Source organism: Xanthomonas sp. (assembly GCF_017163755.1).
GTDB lineage: Bacteria > Pseudomonadota > Gammaproteobacteria > Xanthomonadales > Xanthomonadaceae > Xanthomonas_A.
Genome location: NZ_JAFIWC010000013.1, coordinates 45,899 through 66,618, shown reverse-complemented (window position 1 = coordinate 66,618; position 20,720 = coordinate 45,899). Strand labels below are relative to the sequence as shown.

Sequence of the window (20,720 nt, the reverse complement as noted above, 5' to 3'; positions counted from 1 at the left end):
ACGCGGGGGGCTTGGCGGGCATCTCCAGCGTCGTCCTGCGGTGCCGCTCCTTGCGCCGCCGCGCCGCTACGCGTTCGACCATGACGGCTCCCGCACCGCCCTGGCGTGGCTCTCGACGGCCCTGGTCGGCCTGCGGGCCATCCGCCGCGGCCGGGTGCCGTCGCACTGGCGATGGATGATCCGCAGCTACCTGGTCACGCTCGCCCTGATCACGTTCCGGCTGATGATGCGGATCCCGGGCGTGATGGAACTGGCGTCGCCCACGGAAGTCATCGCGATCCTGCTGTGGCTGCGCTGGACGTTGCCGCTGCTGGTCTGCGAGATGGGGTATCGCATCGCTGCGGGGCTTCGGCGGTCGCGCACCGGCTCCCGCTACCGTCCCTGCGGCTCGGCCGGGCCGGCGGACGCCGTTGCAGGTACCAGCACTTCGCCGCTCTCCTTGCCGTCGCGGGTGAGTGTCAGCGACCCGGCGCCGCCCAGCTCCGGCGGCATGATGGACGGCAATGCGCGCAGCCCAGCGAGATAGCCGGGAATGTTCGCTTCCTCCCCGGCGATGTACGCGTCCACGGCGACACCCTCGCTTCGGTAGGTGCGGCTGAAGTGGACGGTCGCCAGCAGGCCGCCGGGTACCGTACGCCACCGCGGTACCTGGTATTCCACCGCATCGTCGCGAAGCATGGGGAATGCGGCGACCGCTTCGTCGCCGGTGGGCGATACGTGGACCTGCTTGAAATGCGGGTTGCGGGTCTGCACCGCCACCTGGCGCGCCTGTTCGAGCTTCGACCCGGGGGTGCCGCCATCGGTGTGGAGGAACACCGCGATCATGCGGTGCCACGTGGCCAGGCTCTGGCCTTGCGGGACGTATTCGACATAGCGCATGGCGCGGTCGGCCGATTCGGCGACGTAGCCCAGATAGAACGCGGTCCCGCCGAACTCGATACGCCGCGGAACCCCGGGGACTTCGATATCGGCGGCCGCCGGTGCCGGCGCCGACGCAGGCGTCGATGCGATCGGCCTGCCGCCGCAACTGCCGGCGACCGCCGTCGCGGTGCGCGCGTCGAGTTTGCGGGTGGCGACCTCGAACGTCACGTCGAGCGTGTCCTTGCCGTCCTCGGTGGCCCAGCCATACGCCATTTCCCCGCGCGAGAACCGGATGATGTAGGGCTTGCCCATCGCCCGGGTGACCTGCTTGGCCGTCCAGCCGGGGCGGATGGCCTGGGCCTTGTCGCAATCGATCGGCCTCGGCTGGGAGGCGGATACGTTGGTCGCGCACAGGAGGAGCGCGGCGAGCGCCGCAACGCGTGGCGCGATGTACGAAGAGGGCATGGACGTTCCTTGTCGGTGCGTTGGGTGCGGCGGATCATACATTTGAAATCGAGGGTGGGTCATGGGAGGCGTGGATGGATCGGCTGGCTGAGGCGAGCCACCGGTTGTCGATATGTCCTTTGGCACGTCCCCAACGTCACAGGCACGGTTGCGGACATCTGGCGACAATGCCCGCGGCACCTGCTTGAGTAGCGCATGAACCGGCGATCGATGGCATCGGGACGGTGGTTGTCGCTGGGGGAGTTCCCGCTGCCACGTGTGGGGGAGCGACGCGCGGGGAGGACGGAGACGATTTACGCGGCCATCTTCTGCGCTGCTTGGCCTATCGCAATCAAGAGCGCCGCACGTCCGGCGGCCTGGACGGCTTGGGATCCCGCTTCAATAACTTCCGTCCCACTGTGCCGCCTCCCGCTGTGCCGGTCCTCACGGCGCCTCGGGATTTGCGTGCGGCCGCTGCGCGGTGCCGTAGACCCATTCGTCGAAGACGTCCGACAGGTCTTGTCCGCTCGCGCGCTCCATCGCAGCCTGAAAATCGCGGCTGCCGACCGACGTTCCGGCATGGCCGCGGGTAAATCGGCGGATGCCGCTCCAGAAGGCCTGCTCGCCCAGGGTCTGGCGCAGATGCGCCAGGAACAGCGCGCCTTTGCTGTACTGGACCGCGCGGCGCATGCCGAGGGAGGGATAGGCGCCGGGCCATGCGAGCGGCTTGTCGAATCCCGCCGCGCGGGCGCGCTCCAGCCGACGTTGCGCCAACGCCAGTTCCTGCTGGTAGGCGGCTGCCCCGAACGCGTGTTCCTTCCACGCTGCGGTCATGAACGTGGTGATGCCCTCGTTCAACCAGAAGTCCTGCCACGACGCGCAGGTCACCAGGTTTCCCCACCACTGGTGGGCCATCTCGTGGGCAACGATCCATGCCGCGGTCGGCGCCTGGGCATCCTCTTCCAGTGGCTCCTGGCCGACAAGAGAGAAGGTGGCGGCCTCCTGCGCTTCCTGCCCCGGTACCCGCAGCTGGGTATAGCGGCGGCCGGGCAGCGCGATGCCGGCCTTGTCGGCCAGGAAGCGGGCGATGCCTGGCGCCTGCGCGAACGCCTCCGCCAGGTCGTCGCCTCGCCCGGTGGCATCCAGGTAGACCAGTTCGCCCACGTCGGTTTTGACCGTTGCCTTTGCGAACGTTCCCGCGGCGAAACCGAACAGATAGGCCGAGTAGGGTTGGGTGGAGCGCCAGCGATGCAGGACCAGGCCGTCGCCGCGCGGACGCAGCGGCAACATCTTGCCCACGCCCAACGAGGCCGTGCCGGCCGGCAGCAGCAGGTCGAGCGCGAACTGCGCCTTGTCGCCTGGCGCGTCCTGCAGGCAAACCATCCAGTCGCAGGAAAAATAGCTGCTGTAGACGCCATCGCCGGCGCGCACCAGGCCGCGGGCGGGTACCCCTTCCAGCGTGAAGCGGAGCGTGGCGATCGCACCCTTCTCGAGCGGGGCAGGCAATTCGAAGACGATGCCGTCGGCGTGTTTGACCACTGCCACGGCGCGGCCGTCCAGGGACGCCGCGCGCAGCCGCAAGGCGTTGGGCGAGAACACCAGTTGCGACACCCGTTGCGTGCCGCGCAAGGTGATGGTCTGCGTGCCGGCCACGGCGGTGGTCGCCAGGTCGGGGCGCAGGGTCACCGCGTAGCGTTCGACCTCGAAGCCCGCACCGGGCGCCGGCGCCACCGTCTGCGCCGCCGCGCCCGTCGCCGCCGATGCGGCGACCAGGGCGGCCAATGCCGCGCGCGCGTGCCGGCTCGCTGGCCGCCGTGTCGGGCGTGTCATCGGGGTTCCCTGGTGCCCAGCAGATACTTCAGCCCGTGGGTGAGCCCGCGCGGTGCCACGCTCAGGTGGTCTTCGTCGTTGAGCACCTCCAGTTGCACCTGCAGCCCGGGATAGCGCCTGGCGCGCAGGCTGCGCACCATCGCCTGCGCATCGTCCACCATGTCGTAGTTCTGCCCGTAGCGGGTCTGCTCGTACTCGCCGACGTACAGATAGACCTGCGCCGGCAAATCCTTGTGGGTGGCGGCGAACGCCTTCTCCTGGTCGCGCATGGCGTGCTCGCCGTACCAGTAGGACGGACTGCCCAGGATGTATCCGGCGAACATCTCCGGCGCGCTCAGCAGGATCTGCGTGCCGAGCAGGCCGCCGTAGGAATGGCCGAGGTACAGGCGCCTGCGCTCGTCGGTGCGGTAGCGCTGCGCCACGAACGGCAGCACCCGATCGCGCAGGTAGCCGATGTAGTCGCTCGCCTTGCCATGGGTCGGCGTCGGTGGCGAGTTCGCCCCGTCCTCCGGCGTCGGCGTGTAGTCGCGGCGCCGGCTTGGCATGGCGTCGTCGCCGATGGCGTACGACAGGCCCACCAGGATGAAGTCGTCGATCTTCGGCCCTTCGCCATTCAAGCGCCGCGCGATCTGCCGCACCAGCGGGAAGGCGTAGTCGGCATCGGTGACATACAGGACGGGATAGCGGCGGGCGGGGTCGTCGGCATAGCCCCGTGGCATGGCGACGAACACCTGGTAATCGCGGCCGGTAGCCGGATCGGGCACCGTCCAGACCTGGCTATCGACGATTTCGTAGGGCTTGCCTTCGCCGCGTTGCCCGCCCGGTACAGACGCCGTGGCGGGTGCGGCTGCCACCTGCGCCGGCGGCGTGGACGCGGGGCTCTTCGGTGCCTCGACGCAGCCTGCCAACAGCAACGCCCCCCATCCCAGCGACAACCACTTGCTCAATCTCGGTCCCTTGCCCATTCGGGCGTCATGGATCCGAAGTATTGCATGGTGTCCGTTCCACAGGAGAAGGGAGGGGACGGAGACCATTGGCCGGTGCCCGCGTGCCCACCGGCTCACCATCCAAAGGCACAGGCGCGAGCGTGTACGTCCGGCGACACTGCTGGCCACATGAGCCTTCGGAGTAGCGCATGAATCGGCGATGCACGGCGTTGGGATGGTGGTTGGCACTGGCGGTTCCCGCTGCCGCGCAAGCGCAGGTGGACCTGACCGCGTTCGACAAGGACATGGCCGGGCCGCGCACCCAGGTGCTGGTGCTCGGCTCGGTCCACCTGAGCGAGATCTCCGGTGGTGTCCCGCCGCAGTCGCTTGATCCCCTGCTCGATCGGCTGGCCGCGTACAAGCCCCAGATCATCACCATCGAGGCGATCAGCGGCGAGCAGTGCGATCTCGCCGCGCGCCATCCGACGGTGTACGGGCCGGACTACTGCCCGGATACGGACAAGGCGAAAGCGGCGACGGGACTGGACGTGCCCGCCGCCATCGCCGAAGTGAACAGGACGCTCGCCGCGTGGCCGGCGCAGCCCTCGCCTGCACAGCGGCGGCGGCTGGCCGCGCTGTTCCTGGCCGCCAACGAGCGCGCATCGGCCTACGTGCAATGGCTGCAGCTGGCCCAGGCCGAACGGCATGCCGGCGATGGCCTGGACGATGCGCTGGTGGCGCTGCTCGGGCAGATCGCGACGCGCAACAACGAGGACTACCTGATAGCGGCGCGCCTGGCCGCACGGCTGGGCCTGCAACGGGTCTATCCGGTCGACGACCATACCGGCGACAACATGCAGGTCGCCGACATCAAGGCCTTCGGCCAATCCATCGAGCAGGCATGGAAGGCGGGCAGGGGCGAACTCGGCCAGATCGAGCTGCAGGAGAACGAACTGGCCAAGGGCCGCGACCTGCTGCCGCTGTATCGCTTCATCAACCGGCCGCATCATCTGTGGGTGCTTGCCGACGTCAACGCCGGCGCGGCCATGCGCGCGCAGTCGCCGCAGCACTATCCGCAGATGTGGGTCAGCGGATGGGAAATCCGCAACCTGCGCATGGTCGCCAACATCCAGCAGACCTTCCGCGAACGCCCCGGTGCGCGCGTGCTCTCCGTCGTCGGCGCATCGCACAAGCCCTGGTTCGACAGCTGGCTGGGGCAAATGCAGGGCGTGGAGATCGTCGACGTGGAGCGGGTATTGCAATGAGCCGGCGGCGTGCGGGAGATCGCCGATACGCGGACAGGCCGCATGGGCCGGCCTGGCATCGCTGCGCCGGCCCGGGCATCGCGTCATTGCAACGCCATTGCGCAGTGGCGCCGGTTGGTCGTTCGAAGCGCGGCCGTCGGCAAGACGGTGATGGCGCCGCCTCGGACGGCGCTGGCCGTTTGGCGCTGCCGTTGAGCTCGAAGCAGGCGCGGCGCCATCGCCGTTGTGCCGATTTGCGCATGTAAATCCGGCAACGGCTACAAGGTCTCGGCGCCGCGGTCGCGCACAATGCATTGGCGACGCCTTTGCTTGGCGCGCCATCCATTCCCCCTGCCGACGAGCCCGCCGATGCCGATACCTTCCTCGATCCCGCAACGCCTGGCCGCGCTGCTGTCGGGCGCGATGCTCGCGCTGGCGGCCGCCGTCGCGGTGCCGCAGGCGCAGGCGCAGGCGACGCGCTATGCCGATGCCGCACCGTTGCTGCTGGGCGTGGCCTGGTATCCGGAGCAGTGGCCGGAGGCGCAGTGGGAGCGCGACCTGGCGTTGATGGAGGCCGCGCACGTGCGGGTGGTGCGGATCGGCGAGTTCGCGTGGAGCCGCATGGAGCCGCGCGAAGGCGAATACGATTTCGGCTGGATGGACCGCGCCATCGCCGCCGCGGCGCGGCACCGCATGGTGGTGGTGCTGGGCACGCCGACCGCCGCGCCGCCGGCGTGGCTGACGCAGAAGTATCCGGATACCTTGCGCGTCGGCCCGGACGGGGTGCGCGACGAACACGGCAACCGGCAGCAGTTCTCCTTCGCCAGTGCGCGCTACCGCCAGCTGGCGCGCGCGATCGCCGAACAGATGGCGCGGCGCTACGGGCACCACCCGGACGTGGTCGGCTGGCAGCTGGACAACGAGTACGCGCAGGCCTCGTTCGACCCGGAAGCCAAGGCGCAGTTCCATGCCTGGCTGCAGCGCAAGTACGGCAGCATCGCGGCGCTGAACCGGCGCTGGGCGACCGCGTACTGGAGCCAGACCTACGACGACTTCGCGCAGATCCCGGTGCGCGACCAGGACCAGAACCCGGCCTTGCTGCTGGAATGGAAGCGTTTCGTCAGCGACACCTGGACCGACTACTCGCGCAACCAGATCGACGCCATCCGCCCGCATGCCGACGCGCGCCAGTTCATCACCACCAACACGATGGGCTGGTTCGCCGGCTTCGATGCCTACCAGCTGCACGAGGTGCTCGACATCGCCGCGTGGGACGACTACGTCGCCGGCGAGCGCTACGACTGGGTGGACAACGCGGCGCGCCACGACCTCACCCGCGGCTACAAGCGGCGCAACTACTGGGTGATGGAGACCCAGCCGGGCTTCGTCAACTGGCGCGCGAACAACGTGGCGCTGCGCAAGGGCCTGGTGCGGGCGATGGCCTGGCAGGCGGTGGCGCACGGTGCCGACGCGGTGGCGTATTGGCAGTGGCGCGCGGCGCCGAACGGGCAGGAGGAATACCACGGCACTCTGGTCGGTGCCGACGGCGAGCCGGTGCCGGTGTATGCGGAGATCCAGCGGGTCGGCGCGGAGTTCGCCAAGGCCGGCGCGGCGCTGGCCGGGACCACGCCGCGCGCGGAGGTGGCGATGATCAACGACTTCGACAGCCGCTGGGCGCTGGGCTTCCAGAAGCACGCCGCCGACTTCGACCCGGTGGTGCAGATGAAGTCGTTCTACCGGCCGCTGCGCCGGCAGGCGCAGGTGGTCGACGTGGTCTCGGCGATGGCGCCGCTGCAGGGCTACAAGCTGGTGGTCGCGCCGTCGCTCAACGTGCTGAGCGAGGCGCAGGCGCAGCGGCTGAAGGCCTATGTCGAACGCGGCGGGCACCTGGTGCTGGGCCCGCGCAGCGGCATGAAGAACGCCGACAACGGCCTGCATCCGCAGCGCCAGCCCGGGCCGTTGGCCGAGCTGCTGGGCGGCCGCGTGCAGCAGTTCTACGCGCTGGACGCGCCGATCCCGGTGGCCGGCGCGTCCGCGACCGGCACCGCGAAGATCTGGGCCGAACAGTTGCAGCCGCGCTCGCCGCAGACCGAAGTCGCGCTGCGCTACGGCCAGGCCAACGGCTGGCTGGACGGCGAGCCGGCGTTGCTGACCCGCCGCGTCGGCAAGGGCAGCATCAGCTATGTCGGCGCCTGGCTCGACGATGCGAGCCTGGATCGGCTCACCGGCGAATGGCTGCGCCGCGCCGACGTGCGCGCGCCGCTGGCCGACGTGCCCGAGGACGTGGAAGTCGGCGTGCGCAGCGACGGCCGCCGCCGCGTCGTGGTGCTGATCAACCACGGCCCGCGACCGCAACAGCTGCGCCTGCCCGCACCGATGCGCTCGCTGCTCGGCGCGGGCGAGCCCAGCGACGTGGTCCGGCTCGAACCCGACGGCGTCGAGGTGCTGGACGATCGTCCATAGCGCGGGTTTCCAGCGCACCGGTTCGATGAACGGCGGTGGCCGGTGCCAAGGCGCCGGGGGCACGGGATGCGCCGTACGGGGGCGAAAACCTACCGGCCAGTGAGCAGGCGGTGGCGGCACGGATCTAATTCAACCAGATGGTTGACTTTCGGGGTCGCCGGGTATTAAATTCAACCATATGGTTGAACATGTCATGCACCCGCACCCGTTGGATACCGTCTTCCACGCGCTGGGCGATGCCACGCGCCGGCAGATGCTGCGCGAACTGGCGGCGGGCGAGCGGACCGTGGGCCAGCTGGCCGAGCCGTTCGCGATTTCGCTGGCGGCCGCGTCCAAGCACATCAAGGCGCTGGAGAAGGCGGGATTGATCCGCCGCGAGGTGCGCGGGCGCACCCACCTGTGCCGGCTCGAGCCGGGGCCGCTCGCCAGCGCCCAGCAGTGGCTTCGCTTCTACGAGCGATTCTGGACCGGGCGTCTGGATGTGCTCGAACAGCTCCTCCGCCAGGAGGACGCCGCCGCAAGTCCCGACTCCCGAGGAGAAGACCCATGAACGAAGCTGTCGCAGTGGATGCCTATGGCGTGCTGGCCGAACCGGCCACGGTGAAGATCCAGCGCCTGTTGCCCGGCCCCATCGAACGGGTGTGGGCGTACCTCACCGAAAGCGAGCTGCGCCGCCGCTGGCTGGCGGCGGGGCAGATGGAGATGAAGGTCGGCGCGCCGGCCGAGCTCGTATGGCGCAACGACGAGCTGTCCGATCCGCCCGGCCGGCGGCCGGACGGTTTCGCCGAGGAACAGCGGATGCAGGTGCGGGTACTGGAACTCGATCCGCCGCGCAGACTGGCCATCAGCTGGGGCGCCAGCGACGGCGAGGTGAGCTTCGAACTGGAACCGCAGGGGGCCGACGTACTGCTGACCGTGGTGCACCGTCGCCTGCCGGATCGCAGCACGCTGCTCGGCGTGTCCGCCGGCTGGCATGTGCACCTGGACGTGCTGGCTGCCGTCCTGCGCGGCGACACGCCGGAGCCGTTCTGGGACGGCTGGACCCGCCTGCGCGCGGAATACGAGCGGCGCATGCCGGCCTGACGCACGGCGAGCCCGCGGCGCCGTCGTCGCCGATGCTCGTCTCGAGGCGCCGGGGCGCGGTGATCGACGCGGCGGCTGCGATGGGCCGCGGGGCGTGCCTGCCGGCAAGCGGCAACGTCGCGCTGCGTGCGTGCGGTGCGGGAATCCGCACGCGCGAAGCGGGTTCTGCGCGACGGGCCCGGCACCGTGGGTTCGCCTGCCGATGCGGCATGGAGGCATGAGTGCGACGCCGGATGCCTGCGTGACCGGCAGCCGCGCGCCGGCGTGCCGGCCCTGTCGGCAGGCAGCCGGACCGACGTCGCGCCACGGATCGAACCACTGCCGAAGACGCGACCGGCTACCGGCCGGCAGCGACCCAAGGCCGTGCGCGGTGCCGGCGAAGGTGCGCGCGAAGACGCCTGCCGCGCGGCGGCTGATCCCGATCCCGTAGAATGGCGCTGCCAGCGGGCGTCGCCATCGCCATCGCGTCGCGGCCTCTTCCCGTCCCGTCTGGAGTCTGCGCGTGCGTTCCCATCCCCTCTCGCCTGTCGGCCGCCTGTTCGCCGCCGCCGCCTTCTTCGAAGGCCTCACCTGGGCCGGCCTGCTGATCGGCATGCTGCTGAAGTACGGCACCCAGACCACCGAACTGGGCGTATGGCTGTTCGGCCGGCTGCACGGGGTGGCGTTCCTGGTCTACGTGGTCGCCAGCGTGATGGCCGCCGTGCGCCTGCGCTGGCCGTGGTGGGCGTGGCTGCTGAGCCTGCTGGCGGCGTTGCCGCCGCTGGTCACGGTGCCGCTGGAAATGTGGTTCCGCCGCATCGGGCTGCTCGGCTCGCCGCCGCAGAGCGCGGCCCGCTAGGCGAAGCGGCCGGCGCGGCGAACGGCCGTTCGGCTCGCCGCGGCCGATTCGCGCCCCTGGGCACGGCAAAAAAAAGCGGCCCTGGGGCCGCTTTTTTCGCTGTCGGTGCCGGCGGCGCTCAGCCCTGGGGCACCAGGGTGATGCGGTGCTTCTTGGCGTAGGCGTTCTGCGCCGTGTCCAGCGCCGAGGCGTCCTTGTCCAGGGCGTCGGTTTCGCTGTTCAGCCGCTCCAGCAGCGGCGCCACCTGGGTTTCGGTGTAGCCGTCGGGCAGCGCGGTGATTTCCTGCATCGTCGCCAGCACCGTGTCGGCGCTCTTCAGGTAGGCCTTCAGCTTGGCGTCCATGTCCTGCGCGTCTTCGGGAATGCCGAAGCCTTCGAAGCCCACGCCGGAGCTGGCGATCTGCTTGCGCGGATTGTTCAGCGCGTTGCGGTGCGCCGTCATCGGCTTCAGTTCGCTCGCATCGTCCAGCAGTTGTTCGCCGCGCGGGCCGCCGATCCACGGTTCGGTCACCGAGGTGACGCTGTTCCAGACCGAGATGTTGTGGTCCAGATAGACCTCCGGCGACATGTTCTTGTTGCCGGTGGTGGGGTCGCAGGCGGACAGCACGGTCGCGCACAGTGCCAGCAGGACGAGGGTGACGAGATTCTTCAAGACGATTTCCTTGGTGCGAACGATGTGCCTGCCGGACGAGTGGCGCGGCGGAGGGCAAGGAATCGACGCAGGCCGGCAGGCCGGGGCGAGGCCGGCGCGATCTTCCTTGATGGGTGCAACGGCAGCGGGCCGGTGCGGCCCGGCGAACGATGCGCGGCGATTATAGCGGCAACGCCGCGCCGGCACATTCGCGCGTCTGCATCGCGGCGGCGGCCTAGAATGCAGCGATGGCCGCAGGCGGTGGAGACGATGGGCAGGCAGGAACGACGGCAACGCAAGCACGAACCTGCGCCGGCGCCCGCGCGCCGGCTGGCCGAGTGGTTGCGCTGGCCGGCCTCGGTGCTGGCGGTGGCGATGGTGGCGGCCGGTGGCCTGGTGAAGCTCTACCTGCTGGTGAAGTCGTTGCTGAGCGGCGTGTACACCAACGTGCGGCGCGTCGGGCCGACGCAGGTCTATGTGCGCGACGCCGATCCGCAGGGCTACTGGTTCTGGATGGCGATGGACGGCTTCTTCACCGTGCTGTTGCTGCTGGCGGCCGTCGCCACCGGCTGGGTGCTGCTGGTGCTGAGCAGGCCGCAACGCCGCAGCCGCTAGACTGGACAGCTCTCGAGAGAACGCGATGTGGCCGATGAACAATCCTTGCCGTTTCCTGTTGTCGGCGCTGTTGCTGGTCTCCGCTGCCGCACAGGCACAGGTACAGGCACAGGTCGACGACCGCCGCATCGCGGTGACCATCGACGACCTGCCATGGCAACGCATGGGGCAGACCCCGCAGGCGCAGCTGCCGGCGCTGCATGCGCAGCTGATGGCCGCGTTGAAGCAGGCGCAGGTGCCCATCGTCGGCTTCGTCAACGAGGACAAGCTCGAACGGGACGGCCAACTGCAGCCGCAGCGGGTGGCGATGCTGCGCGACTGGCTGGACGCCGGCTACGAACTGGGCAACCACACCTACGGCCACGTGAACCTGCACGAGGTCGGCGTGCCCGCCTACGAGGACGCCATCGTGCGCGGCGAACGCACGCTGCGCCCGTTGCTGGCCGGATACGGCCAGCCGTTGCGCTGGTTCCGCCATCCGTACCTGGCCAGCGGCCGCAGCCAAGCCGACCGCGAAGCGGTGGTCGGCTTCGTCGTGGCGCGCGGCTACCGCGTCGCGCCGGTCACCGTGGACAACGGCGAATGGGTCTGGGCCTTCGCCTATGCGCGCGTGCTGGAGAACGAGCCGGCCGGCGCGGCGCGCGAGGCCACGCTGTTGCGGCTGCGCAAGGGCTACGTGCCGTACATGCTCAACAAGCTGGACTACTTCGAGGCGCAATCGCAGCGGCTGTTCGGCCGCCGCATCGCGCAGGTGTGGCTGATGCATGCCAACGAACTCAATGCGGTGGCGTTCCCTGAACTGATCGCCGCCACGCGCCGGCGCGGCTATGCGTTCATCACCCTGGACCAGGCGTTGCGCGATCCGGCCTACCGGCACGCCGAAGGCTATACCGGCCGCGGCGGCATCAGCTGGCTGCACCGCTGGGCGATGGCCGAGCACAAGCCCAAGGACTTCTACGCCGGCGAACCGGCGGTGCCGGCGTGGGTGTTCGCGCTGGCCGGGATCGATTCGGAGTAGAACCCGGTTGCGCTGTCGCCTACGCGGCGATGCGTTCGATGCCGGCGCCGGCATCCAGGTCGGCGTCGATGCCGCCGCGGTCGCCGCCGCTGGCGTGCTGCACCGGGGCGATGCTCCACGACACCGTGTCCGGATCGATCAAGGCATGGATCGCGGCATCGCCCAGTTCGCGCATCAGCCGCCGCGCCGAGGCGGTGCCGTGTGCGACGCTGTCCCACAGCAGCATGTCGACCACGGTGCCGTCGCGGCGCCGGGCGATGCGGCGCGAGCGGAAACCGGGCTGGCGCTGCAGCCAGGCATCGACCTCGGCGTTGGCGCGCAGGAAGGTCCGCCAGGTGCAGTCCTGCAGGCGGAAGGTGGCGATTTCGAGGGCTTCGGTATGCGGCTGCATCGGTTCAACCCTGGCTGGCGCGCGGGGCGGCGCGGTGGGGGCCGAGGGCGGCGGCGCCGATCGGCGTACGGCAGGCGAAGCGGGGGAGCGGGCTGGGCATGGAGCACTCCGGTGGAAGCAGGGGGATCCGGCTGCACAGGATGCGAGCGAGGCGTGCCGGCGCGTTATCGCGATCCCACGGGATTCTTGTACGATCCTGCAAACCGCGCCGTGCCGGTGGTCCGCGCCAGCGCAGTATCAGGCAAGCTGTACCTCCTTCCACGCCCGCCGTTGCGCCCCTGCCGATGACTGCGCTCGCCGACCGCTACCGAGAGATGGCCGAACTGGTTGCCCGATTGACCGTTCCCGACGGCGACGGCGAAACCCCGATCGACGGCTTCTTCTGTTCCCACCGCACCGCGCCGTCGCCGAAGAGCCACACCGCGCAGTGGCCCTGCTTCGCGATGGTGGTGCAGGGCGAGAAATGCCTGAGCCTGGGCACCGAGGAGTACCGCTACGGCGTGGGCAATTACCTGCTGGTGGCGCTGGACCTGCCGGTGGTGTCGCGGATCACCCAGGCCAGCCCGGAGCGGCCGCTGCTCGGCGTGGGCATGGCGATCAAGCCCGACCGGCTGCGCGAACTGCTCGAACGCATTCCGCTGCCGGCGCAGGCCAGCGCCGATGTCCGCGGGGTCTCGGTCAACACCGCGTGCCCGGCGCTGCTGGACGCGGCGTTGCGCATGCTCAAGCTGATCGAGCGCCCCGACGACATCGCCGCGATGGCGCCGCTGATCGAACAGGAGATCCTGTACCGGCTGCTGACCGGACCGTGCGGGCCGAACCTGCTGCGCATCGCCCAGGAGGACAGCCCGAGCAACCGCATCGCCAAGGCGATCGCGTGGCTGCGCCAGCACTACACCGATCCGCTGCGGATCGAGGACCTGGCACGGCACGTCAACATGAGCGCCTCGTCGCTGCACCACCACTTCAACGCGGTGACCGCGATGACCCCGCTGCAATACCAGAAGCAGCTGCGCCTGCGCGAAGCGCGGCGGCTGATGGTGGTGGAGCGCATGGACGTGGGCACGGCAGGCTACCGCGTCGGCTACCAGAGCCCGTCGCAGTTCAGCCGCGAATACAGCCGCCTGTACGGGCGCTCGCCGCGCAACGACGTCAGCGAGCACCTGCGCTAGTCGACACCGCGTACGCACGCGCGGTGCGCCGGTCATGGCGCTGTCGCGTAGCACGCGTTTTCTTCGTTCGCGGATATTGAAACCTGCGCGCGGCGCGGGATGCGTTCGACCGTTCGATCCCAAAGCCTTGCCGCCGTGCCTGTCGCGCCGGGAGGCCTGCGCCGCTCCCCGACATCTCGCTGGCGGTAAACATCCGCGTTGAAATGCACTAAGGTGCGCATCCCTCACTGCCGTACGTGGCGCATGACGAGAAGGACCTGGCGGTGGCCGGCGGTGGTGCTGGTGGTGACCGTGGCGGCGCTGGCCGCCACGTTCGTGTTCGAGCCGCGTACGGGTGCGCCGCAAGCGCCCAGCGGCCCGGCACCGACGCCGCTGGGATGGACCGCGCAGCTGCAATGGGTGGCCGGCGACGGCGTGCGCGGCCTGGCCGATGCCGCCGCCGGCCGAGCGCGCTTCGCCGATCCGTACGGCATCGCGGCCGATCGCCACGGCGTGCTGTACGTCGCCGATGCCGGCGACAACAACCGCATCCGCCGCATCGGCCGCGATGGCGTGGTGGCCACGCTGGCCGGCGGCGCCGAGGGCTTCGCCGACGGCATCGGCCAGGCGGCGAGGTTCGCCACGCCCTCCGGCATCGCGGTGGATGCGGCGGGCGACCTCTACGTGGCCGACACCGGCAACCATGCCATCCGCAAGATCAGCGTGCAGGGCCACGTGACCACGCTGGCCGGCGACGGCACCGCGGGCTTCCGCGACGGCCCTGCGGCGCAGGCGCGCTTCAACGGGCCGGTCGGCGTGGCGGTGGACGCGGGCGGACGCGTCTATGTCGCCGACACCTACAACGACCGCATCCGCGTGATCGACCGCGACGGCCAGGTACGCACGCTGGCCGGCGGCGAGCGCCCCGGCTATGCCGACGGCGCCGCCGCCGACGCGCGCTTCGATACGCCGACCGACCTGGAGGTGGATGCCGGCGGCACGCTGTGGATCGCCGATCTGCGCAACGACGCGATCCGCCGGCTGTCGCCGGACGGGCAGGTGCGCACGCTGGTCGGCGGGCCGTCGGACGCGAGCCAGCGGCTGTTCTACCGGCCGCTGAGCCTGGCGCTGAGCCACGACGGGGTGTGCTACGTCGGCGACGCGGCGGGCCGGATGGTGCAGGTCACCCGCACCGGGCACGTGCTGGTGCTGAGCGGCGAGCAGGTCGAACAGCGGCTGGCGCGTCCGGCCGGGCTGGCCATCGACGCGGTCGGCGCGGTCTACGTCACCGACGCCGCCAGCGCGCGCGTGCATCGCCTGGTGCCGGCGGATGCGGCGAGCGCCGCCGTGCCCTCGCCGGTGGGGCCGTCGCCGCGGCAGCCGTTGCCGGCCACGCGCGGTCGCTGGCCGCTGCACCCGCAGGACGGCTGGCACGAGGTGGTCGGCACGCTCGGCGAGGTGCGCGGCAACTACCAGGGCGAGAGCCGCGACCACCTGCACGCCGGCCTGGATATCCGCGGCGACGTGGGACAGACGGTGCTGGCGATCGCCGATGCCAAGGTCGCCAGCGCCAACGCGACCTGGGGCTTCGGCCAATCCAGCGAAGGCCTCGCGGTGGACGACCTGGGCTACATCCACATGCGCGTGGGCCGCACCGCGCAGGGCGCTTCGCTGGACCCGCGGCGTTTCCACCTGCTGGTCGACGAGGCCGGCAAGCCCGAGCGCGTGCGCGTGCTGCGCGGCACCCGGTTCAGTGCGGGCGATGCGCTGGGCACGCTCAACGGCATGGCGCACGTGCACCTGAACGTCGGCGCCAGCGGCTTCGAGCGCAATGCGGTGCAGCTGGGCTTCCAGGGCTACGCCGACCACTATGCGCCGCGCATCGACCGCATCGGCCTGCTGGATGCGGGCGGGCAGGCGCTGCCGAAGGCGCGCGATGGCCGCGTGCACGTGCCGCGCGCCACCGCCGGCGTGCAGATCGTGGTCGAGGCCTGGGACCAGGTGGACCGCAACCTGCCGCGGCGGCGCCTGGGGCTGTACGCGCTCGGTTACCAGGTGCTGGACGCCCAGGGCACGCCGTTGCCGGACTATGCCGTGCCGCGCACCACCATCGAATTCAACCGCATGCCGGCGCATCCGGACGCGGTCAAGGTGGCCTACGCGGCCGACAGCGGCGTCACCGTGCACGGCAGCGCGATCACCCGCTTCCAGTACGTGGTCACCAACACCGTGCGCGACGGCCGCGTCGCCCAGGGCCTGTGGCGGCCGGACGCGTTGCCGCCCGGCGACTACACGATCCGCATCACCGCGCGCGACTACAGCGGCAACCAGGCCGCGGCCAACCGCGACCTGCGCATCGCCCTGGAGTAGTCGCCCGCGCCAACTGCGCGCTGCGCGATCGCGGCACGCGGCGCCTGGACGAATGCCGCGGTAATTGCCGGCGGCGCTGCGCTGCGGCGGCAAGGGCGCTGCCGGGGTCCGTCTCGCGGTGACGCCAGCGGCTGCGCTGCGCACGCCGACTGCGGCTGCGGCAAGCGGCGTTGCGGTGCCCGCAGGCCGCGCAGCGCCGCCGAACCGCGTGACGCTGCGCCGCTACTGCAGCTGCTTGAGCCGCTCGACGATCTCTTCGGCGTGGCGGCCGACCAGGCCCTCGGACGTGCCCCAGGCGGTGGCGTTGGTCGACTCGACGTCGAAGCTGGCGGCGGTCTTGCCGTTGGCGTCGGCCACGTCCACGCGGCTCTTGATCTTGTCGCGCCCGGCCATGATGCCGCCCCAGAAGCGCGCGCCGTTGCTGCGCATGTAGTAGTGCTCGATGGCGATGGTGACCTTGCGCGCGCCGGCCCCGCCTTCGCTGCCGCGCAGCCTGGCCTGCTCCAGTTTCTCGTCCAGCTGGCGCTGGAACATGGCCAGGCTTTCGGCATCGGTGTCCGGGTTGCCCTTGACCTGGTACCAGTAGGTTTCCGCCGCCGCGGCCTTGTAGCTCTGGCGCACCACGCTGTCGGTGGAACAGCCGGCCATCAGCAGGGTGCCCGCCAACGCGAGCGCGCACAGTAGGTTCCTCATGTTTTTCCCCTTTTTGGAAGTCCTTGTCTGCCGTGGCGATCGCCGCCGGCGTGCCGAGCATAGCGGCTTTGCCGGCGAGCGCATCGGCGTGCCGCGTGTGCCGGATCGACTCGCGCCGTCGCCGCCTCAGTGTGCCGGCGCTGCCGGGCCGACCCACTTGTCGACGATCCGCGCGTACTCGCCGCTGGCCTTGCTCAGGTGCAGCCACTGGTCGACGTAGGCTTTCCATGCCACGTCGTCGCGCGGCAGCAGGAACGCCTTTTCGCTGTACTGCAACGGCTGCTGCGGATTCACCGCGCACAGCTGCGGGTAGCGCCGCTGCTGGAAGCGCGCCTCCGATGCGTCGGTGATCATCACGTCGGCGCGGCCCTCGGCCAGTTCGGGGAAGATGGCGGTGTTGTCGGGAAACAGGATCAGCTGCGCCAGCGGCAGTTCGCGGCGGGCGAAGGCTTCGTTGGTGCCACCGGGCGGCTCGATCACACGCACCCCGGGACGGTTGATCTGCGCCACGCGCTGGTAGCGCGCCTGCTCGGCGCAGCGCACCAGCGGGACCTTGCCGTCCACGTCCAGCACCGCGCTGAAGAACGCCTGGCGCTGGCGCGGCAGCGACACCGAGATGCCGCCGACGGCCAGGTCGCAGCGCGCCGCCAGCAGGTCCGGCATCAGCGTGGGCCAGCGCGTGGCCACCCAGGCCACGCGCACGCCGAGGCTGGCGGCCAGCGACTGCGCCAGCTCGATGTCGATGCCTTCGTAGCGCCCGTCCTGGCGCAGGTGGCTGTACGGCAGGTAGTCGCCGGTGGTGCACACGCGCAGCGTGCCGTCGCGCACCACCGTGTCCAGGTGCGAGTCCGCGGCCGTGGCCGGCGCGGCGGCCACGCTCAGCAGCAGTGCGGCAAGCCATCGGGGCATCGGGGTGTCCTTTGCGGGGTGGGGTTGCGCATCCGGGCGCGTGCGGCGCGCGCCGGCTGTACCCCCGCTGTCGCGGCGGATGCGAATAAAACGTTAACCGGTTTTCGCCGCGCATGCGCAGCGCCATGCGCGGCGCGGGTTTGCGCCGCCGCGCCACCGCCCGTGTGGCACGGCGTGGCGCACGCCGGCATGGACGGCGATGCGCCGGCACAGGAACTCGCGGCATCCTAGCCGGGTCCGCAGACCACCGCCGCTTGAACGCCCGCCTAGTGAACCCCCGCCTCGCCATGGAAAACCGATCGTCGTGAAGCCGGCGCTTGCGGACGAGACGCTGCTGCGCCTGGGCGCGGCGGCGAGCGCCGGGCTGATCCTGCTGCTGCTGGGCCGGCTGCTGTGGCTGGCGCCGACGCCCTCGCCGCGGCATGCCGACGACGCGCTGCGATTGGTGTTCGTGTCGCGCGCGCCGCCGCCGGCCGCGGTGGCGCCGCCGGATCCGGCGCGTCCCACGGCGCCTGCCGCACGGCCGCGGCCCGCGGCCCGGCCCGCCGCCGCGCCCGCGCCGCGCGCGACCGCCACGACGCCCACGCCGGCCGCCGCGCCGGCCTCGATGGCCGCCACGCTGTACACCGGCGACGGCCGCGTGCGCCTGCCCGACGCGGTGGCGATCGATCCGTTCGCGCAGGCGCCGGGCACCGCGCCGGGCACCACCAATCCGCGCGACCTGGCCAAGGCCAAGCGGCTGCTGGAACGGCCGAACCCGGTCGACTACCGCTCCACGCGTTTCGACAAGGACTGGGCCAGCGATGGCACCCTGGGCGACGTGGCGATGCAGGGCATCGGCGAGGCGATGAAGAAACTGCGGCCCAAGAGCACCCACCAGCCGGCGGTGGCACGTCCGCCGCCGGACGTGCGCTTCAACCCGGCGCTGCACGAGCGCCCCGGCGACCTCGGCAGCGAGGCCACCGGCGACGCGTACAAGGCCGCGCCGATCGCCTTCGAGAAGGTTCCCGGCCTGGACGGCGAGGCCAGCCGCCGCATCCGCCGGGCGATCGGCGAGCTGGAGCGGCGCCGCGCGGGGTGCCCGGCGCCGCAGCGCAGCCGCCTGCTGGCGCCGGCGCTGCTGCACCTGGACGAGCTGCAGCGGGTGGAAAAGGCGCTGGCCGGCGGCGCCGACCCGGTGCTGGCGCAGCAGTTGCTGCCGCGCCAGGCCGACAGCGCCTACGACCTGGCGCGGCGCGCGCTGTGGTACGCCGACCAGAAGCTGGCGGCCTGCGCGCCCTGAACCCCGGGCCGACGCCACGCCGCCGCCCTCACCCGTTGCCGCGCCGGGTGCGCGATGATGCGCCGCGCCTTGTCCCGGCGCGTCCTTCGCGATCCGATGCCCAAGCTGTTCGCCTGCCTGATCCTGCTGTCGCTGTGCTGCCCGCTGCCCGCGCAGGCGCGCACGGTGTACCGCTGCGTGCGCGACGGCACGGTCAGCCTGGCCACCGCGCCGGAGCCCGGCTCGGTCTGCACCGCCAAGCAGCTTGACGATGGCGCGGTGGTCACGCCGAACCTGTGGGGCAACATGGGCGTGTTCAGCGGCACCTTGTACGAGCGCGAACAGGACGGGCGCACCGTCTATTCCACGCGCAACCTGCCCGGGTCCCGGCTGTATCTGCGCTTCACCGCGGTCACCCCGCCGGGCGAGCCGGCGCACCCGGGGCTGGGCAAGGTCGGCAAGCCGCAGCTGGACCGGCACGCCAAGCAGTTCCGCGCCGCCGCGCGCGCCACCGGCGTGGACGACGCCTGGCTGCGCGCGATCGCGCATGCCGAGAGCGGCTTCGATGCGGCGGCGGTGTCGCCGAAGGGCGCGCAAGGGGTGATGCAGCTGATGCCCGAGGTGGCCAAGGAATACGGCGTGGCCGATCCGTTCGCCGCCGAGCAGTCGATCGCCGGCGGCGCGCGCTACATGCAGTCGCTGCTGCGCCGCTACCAGGGCGACCGCACCCTCGCCGCGGCCGCGTACAACGCCGGCATCGGCACGGTGGCGCGCTATCGCGGCGTGCCGCCGTATGCCGAGACCCGCGAGTACATCGACAAGGTGCTGGCGCTGTACCAGCGCTACCGCGAGGCGATGGGCTTCAAGGTGGAGACGCCGGCGCAGTAGCGTCGGCAGGCGGTTGCACGGAGCTTCTCCCAGCGGGAGAAAGGCGCCGCGCACGGCGGATGAGGGGGCGGCGAAGCCTCGTGCTGTTCGAGCGGACCGGCTGCGGGCGTACCCTCACCCCAACCCCTCTCCCGGGGGGAGAGGGGCTTTTAGCCTTCGACCCGGAGTCGCTCCACAGCTTGCTTGGGCGCGAACTGGCGAGGAAGCGGCCGACGGAGCGCGCGGCCACGACCGGGCGACCGGTTCGCCGCGCAACGCCTTCGTGCACAAGCGCGATGCGTGCGACGCGCGGGCGGCGCAAAATGCGGCGGGCCGCGCGGCGCATTCGCCGGCCGCACGCTGCGTGCCGCGCGCGAATCAGTCCTTCGCCTGCAGCGCGACTTCTTCGTACGGCTGTACCACCACCCAGCCTTCGCCGGCGAAGCGCAGCTGGATGCTCTCGCCCGAGCCGCGCCCGAACAGCGTGCCCAGCGACACGTCGGTGACGATCTCCGGGGTCAGGTTGCCCGACCACGCCACCGTGGCGTTGGGATCGGTGAACACCGGGCCGGTCTGCGCGTTCACCGGCAGCGTCAGCGGTTCGTAGTGCGAGGTGATGGCGACGATGCCGTTGCCGCTCAGGCGCACGTTGAACAGGCCGCCGGACAGCATGCCGGCCACCTTGCGCATCATGGTGATGCGGTTGTCGATGCTGGCCTCGAGCGCCAGCACGTCGTTGCCGTTGACGAAGATCGACTCGCCGGCCAGGCGCAGCAGGGTGACCTTCTTGCCTTCGTCGGCGAGGTATACGCGGCCCTGGCCCTCGACCTTCATCAGCTGCATGCCTTCGCCGCTGACCGCCTTCTTCAGCAGGTTGCCCAGCCCCTGTTCCATCAGCCCCTGGCGGGTGAACTTGACCGCGCCCTTGCGCGCGACCATCGAACCGGCCTTGGCCCAGATCATGCCGTCCAGGCGGACCTCGAGCATGTGCGGGCTTTCCAGCTCGAAGGCGTCCGCCGACGCGTCCTTCTCGCGCGTGGTGGAGAGGAATTCTGTCAGGGTGCGTACGCTCATGCTCGATCCTTGCATCGTTGGCGGGCCCGCATCATAACCGCCTTGATCGAG

At 70.9% G+C, this 20,720-nt stretch carries 19 protein-coding genes and 1 pseudogene; 12 read left to right on the top strand and 8 right to left on the bottom strand.

The annotated features are described in order from the left end of the window. Positions 1–40: 40 nt before the first annotated feature. Positions 41–310, top strand: a pseudogene (locus JR065_RS21875) (DUF2306 domain-containing protein); the annotation flags it as partial. A 62-nt stretch (positions 311–372) separates the two neighbouring features. Here JR065_RS21875 and JR065_RS21505 read toward each other — a convergent pair. The 3 genes from JR065_RS21505 to JR065_RS10455 form a co-directional block, all read right to left on the bottom strand. After that, the gene (locus JR065_RS21505) at positions 373–1,326 is read right to left on the bottom strand and encodes a hypothetical protein (RefSeq protein WP_241093531.1); all 954 of its coding nucleotides are present in this window, start codon (positions 1,324–1,326) and stop codon (positions 373–375) included. Positions 1,327–1,749: 423 nt separating this feature from the next. After that, positions 1,750–3,087 (bottom strand): M1 family aminopeptidase, encoded by a 1,338-nt coding sequence (locus JR065_RS10460; RefSeq protein ID WP_241093530.1) that lies wholly within the window; start codon positions 3,085–3,087, stop codon positions 1,750–1,752. Between the two features lie 44 nt (positions 3,088–3,131). After that, positions 3,132–4,082 (bottom strand): alpha/beta hydrolase, encoded by a 951-nt coding sequence (locus JR065_RS10455; RefSeq protein WP_241093529.1) that lies wholly within the window; start codon positions 4,080–4,082, stop codon positions 3,132–3,134. A 188-nt stretch (positions 4,083–4,270) separates the two neighbouring features. Between JR065_RS10455 and JR065_RS10450 the strand changes: the two genes are divergently transcribed. The 5 genes from JR065_RS10450 (at position 4,271) to JR065_RS10430 (ending at position 9,689) form a co-directional block, all read left to right on the top strand. After that, positions 4,271–5,326 carry a DUF5694 domain-containing protein gene (locus tag JR065_RS10450; protein ID WP_206234068.1) on the top strand — a complete coding sequence of 352 codons (1,056 nt, stop codon included), beginning with the start codon at positions 4,271–4,273 and terminating at the stop codon, positions 5,324–5,326. 348 nt (positions 5,327–5,674) lie between these two features. Further along, positions 5,675–7,768 carry a beta-galactosidase gene (locus JR065_RS10445; protein WP_206234067.1) on the top strand — a complete coding sequence of 698 codons (2,094 nt, stop codon included), beginning with the start codon at positions 5,675–5,677 and terminating at the stop codon, positions 7,766–7,768. A gap of 193 nt (positions 7,769–7,961) precedes the next feature. Beyond that, positions 7,962–8,318, top strand: a complete 357-nt coding sequence (locus JR065_RS10440; RefSeq protein WP_241093528.1) for an ArsR/SmtB family transcription factor — start codon at positions 7,962–7,964, stop codon at positions 8,316–8,318. After that, positions 8,315–8,851, top strand: a complete 537-nt coding sequence (locus tag JR065_RS10435) for an SRPBCC family protein (RefSeq protein ID WP_206234065.1) — start codon at positions 8,315–8,317, stop codon at positions 8,849–8,851. The genes JR065_RS10440 and JR065_RS10435 overlap by 4 nt, the downstream gene beginning before the upstream one ends. Before the next feature lie 496 nt (positions 8,852–9,347). Next, positions 9,348–9,689: a DUF3817 domain-containing protein gene (locus JR065_RS10430; RefSeq protein WP_206234142.1), complete on the top strand. Its 342-nt coding sequence runs from the start codon at positions 9,348–9,350 to the stop codon at positions 9,687–9,689. Between the two features lie 118 nt (positions 9,690–9,807). Here the strand turns inward: JR065_RS10430 and JR065_RS10425 are convergent, their stop codons facing one another. After that, on the bottom strand, positions 9,808–10,341 hold the full coding sequence (locus JR065_RS10425) for a hypothetical protein (protein ID WP_206234064.1): 534 nt from the start codon (positions 10,339–10,341) through the stop codon (positions 9,808–9,810). A gap of 219 nt (positions 10,342–10,560) precedes the next feature. On the opposite strand from JR065_RS10425, the gene JR065_RS10420 reads away from it, so the two are divergent. Together JR065_RS10420 and JR065_RS10415 are read left to right on the top strand one after the other, a co-directional pair. Beyond that, positions 10,561–10,935 (top strand): hypothetical protein, encoded by a 375-nt coding sequence (locus JR065_RS10420; protein WP_206234063.1) that lies wholly within the window; start codon positions 10,561–10,563, stop codon positions 10,933–10,935. A 34-nt stretch (positions 10,936–10,969) separates the two neighbouring features. Beyond that, entirely contained in the window at positions 10,970–11,953 is a 984-nt protein-coding gene (locus JR065_RS10415; RefSeq protein ID WP_206234062.1) for a polysaccharide deacetylase family protein, read from the top strand. 19 nt (positions 11,954–11,972) lie between these two features. On the opposite strand, the gene JR065_RS10410 is transcribed toward JR065_RS10415, so the two are convergent. Beyond that, entirely contained in the window at positions 11,973–12,344 is a 372-nt protein-coding gene (locus JR065_RS10410; protein ID WP_206234061.1) for a hypothetical protein, read from the bottom strand. 284 nt (positions 12,345–12,628) lie between these two features. Between JR065_RS10410 and JR065_RS10405 the strand changes: the two genes are divergently transcribed. Then, positions 12,629–13,516 carry an AraC family transcriptional regulator gene (locus tag JR065_RS10405; RefSeq protein WP_206234059.1) on the top strand — a complete coding sequence of 296 codons (888 nt, stop codon included), beginning with the start codon at positions 12,629–12,631 and terminating at the stop codon, positions 13,514–13,516. Positions 13,517–13,759: 243 nt separating this feature from the next. Continuing rightward, positions 13,760–15,865 carry an NHL repeat-containing protein gene (locus JR065_RS10400; protein ID WP_206234058.1) on the top strand — a complete coding sequence of 702 codons (2,106 nt, stop codon included), beginning with the start codon at positions 13,760–13,762 and terminating at the stop codon, positions 15,863–15,865. Positions 15,866–16,087: 222 nt separating this feature from the next. Here JR065_RS10400 and JR065_RS10395 read toward each other — a convergent pair whose 3' ends face one another. Further along, the gene (locus tag JR065_RS10395; RefSeq protein ID WP_206234057.1) at positions 16,088–16,558 is read right to left on the bottom strand and encodes a DUF4410 domain-containing protein; all 471 of its coding nucleotides are present in this window, start codon (positions 16,556–16,558) and stop codon (positions 16,088–16,090) included. A gap of 126 nt (positions 16,559–16,684) precedes the next feature. Beyond that, entirely contained in the window at positions 16,685–17,467 is a 783-nt protein-coding gene (locus JR065_RS10390; protein WP_206234056.1) for a transporter substrate-binding domain-containing protein, read from the bottom strand. Between the two features lie 304 nt (positions 17,468–17,771). Here JR065_RS10390 and JR065_RS10385 point away from each other — a divergent pair, with 304 nt between their 5' ends. Both JR065_RS10385 and JR065_RS10380 read left to right on the top strand, forming a co-directional pair. After that, on the top strand, positions 17,772–18,749 hold the full coding sequence (locus JR065_RS10385) for a hypothetical protein (protein ID WP_429001857.1): 978 nt from the start codon (positions 17,772–17,774) through the stop codon (positions 18,747–18,749). Positions 18,750–18,845: 96 nt separating this feature from the next. Next, positions 18,846–19,616, top strand: a complete 771-nt coding sequence (locus tag JR065_RS10380; RefSeq protein ID WP_206234054.1) for a lytic transglycosylase domain-containing protein — start codon at positions 18,846–18,848, stop codon at positions 19,614–19,616. A 357-nt stretch (positions 19,617–19,973) separates the two neighbouring features. Here the strand turns inward: JR065_RS10380 and JR065_RS10375 are convergent, their stop codons facing one another. Continuing rightward, the gene (locus JR065_RS10375; RefSeq protein WP_206234053.1) at positions 19,974–20,669 is read right to left on the bottom strand and encodes an AIM24 family protein; all 696 of its coding nucleotides are present in this window, start codon (positions 20,667–20,669) and stop codon (positions 19,974–19,976) included. Positions 20,670–20,720: the final 51 nt, after the last annotated feature.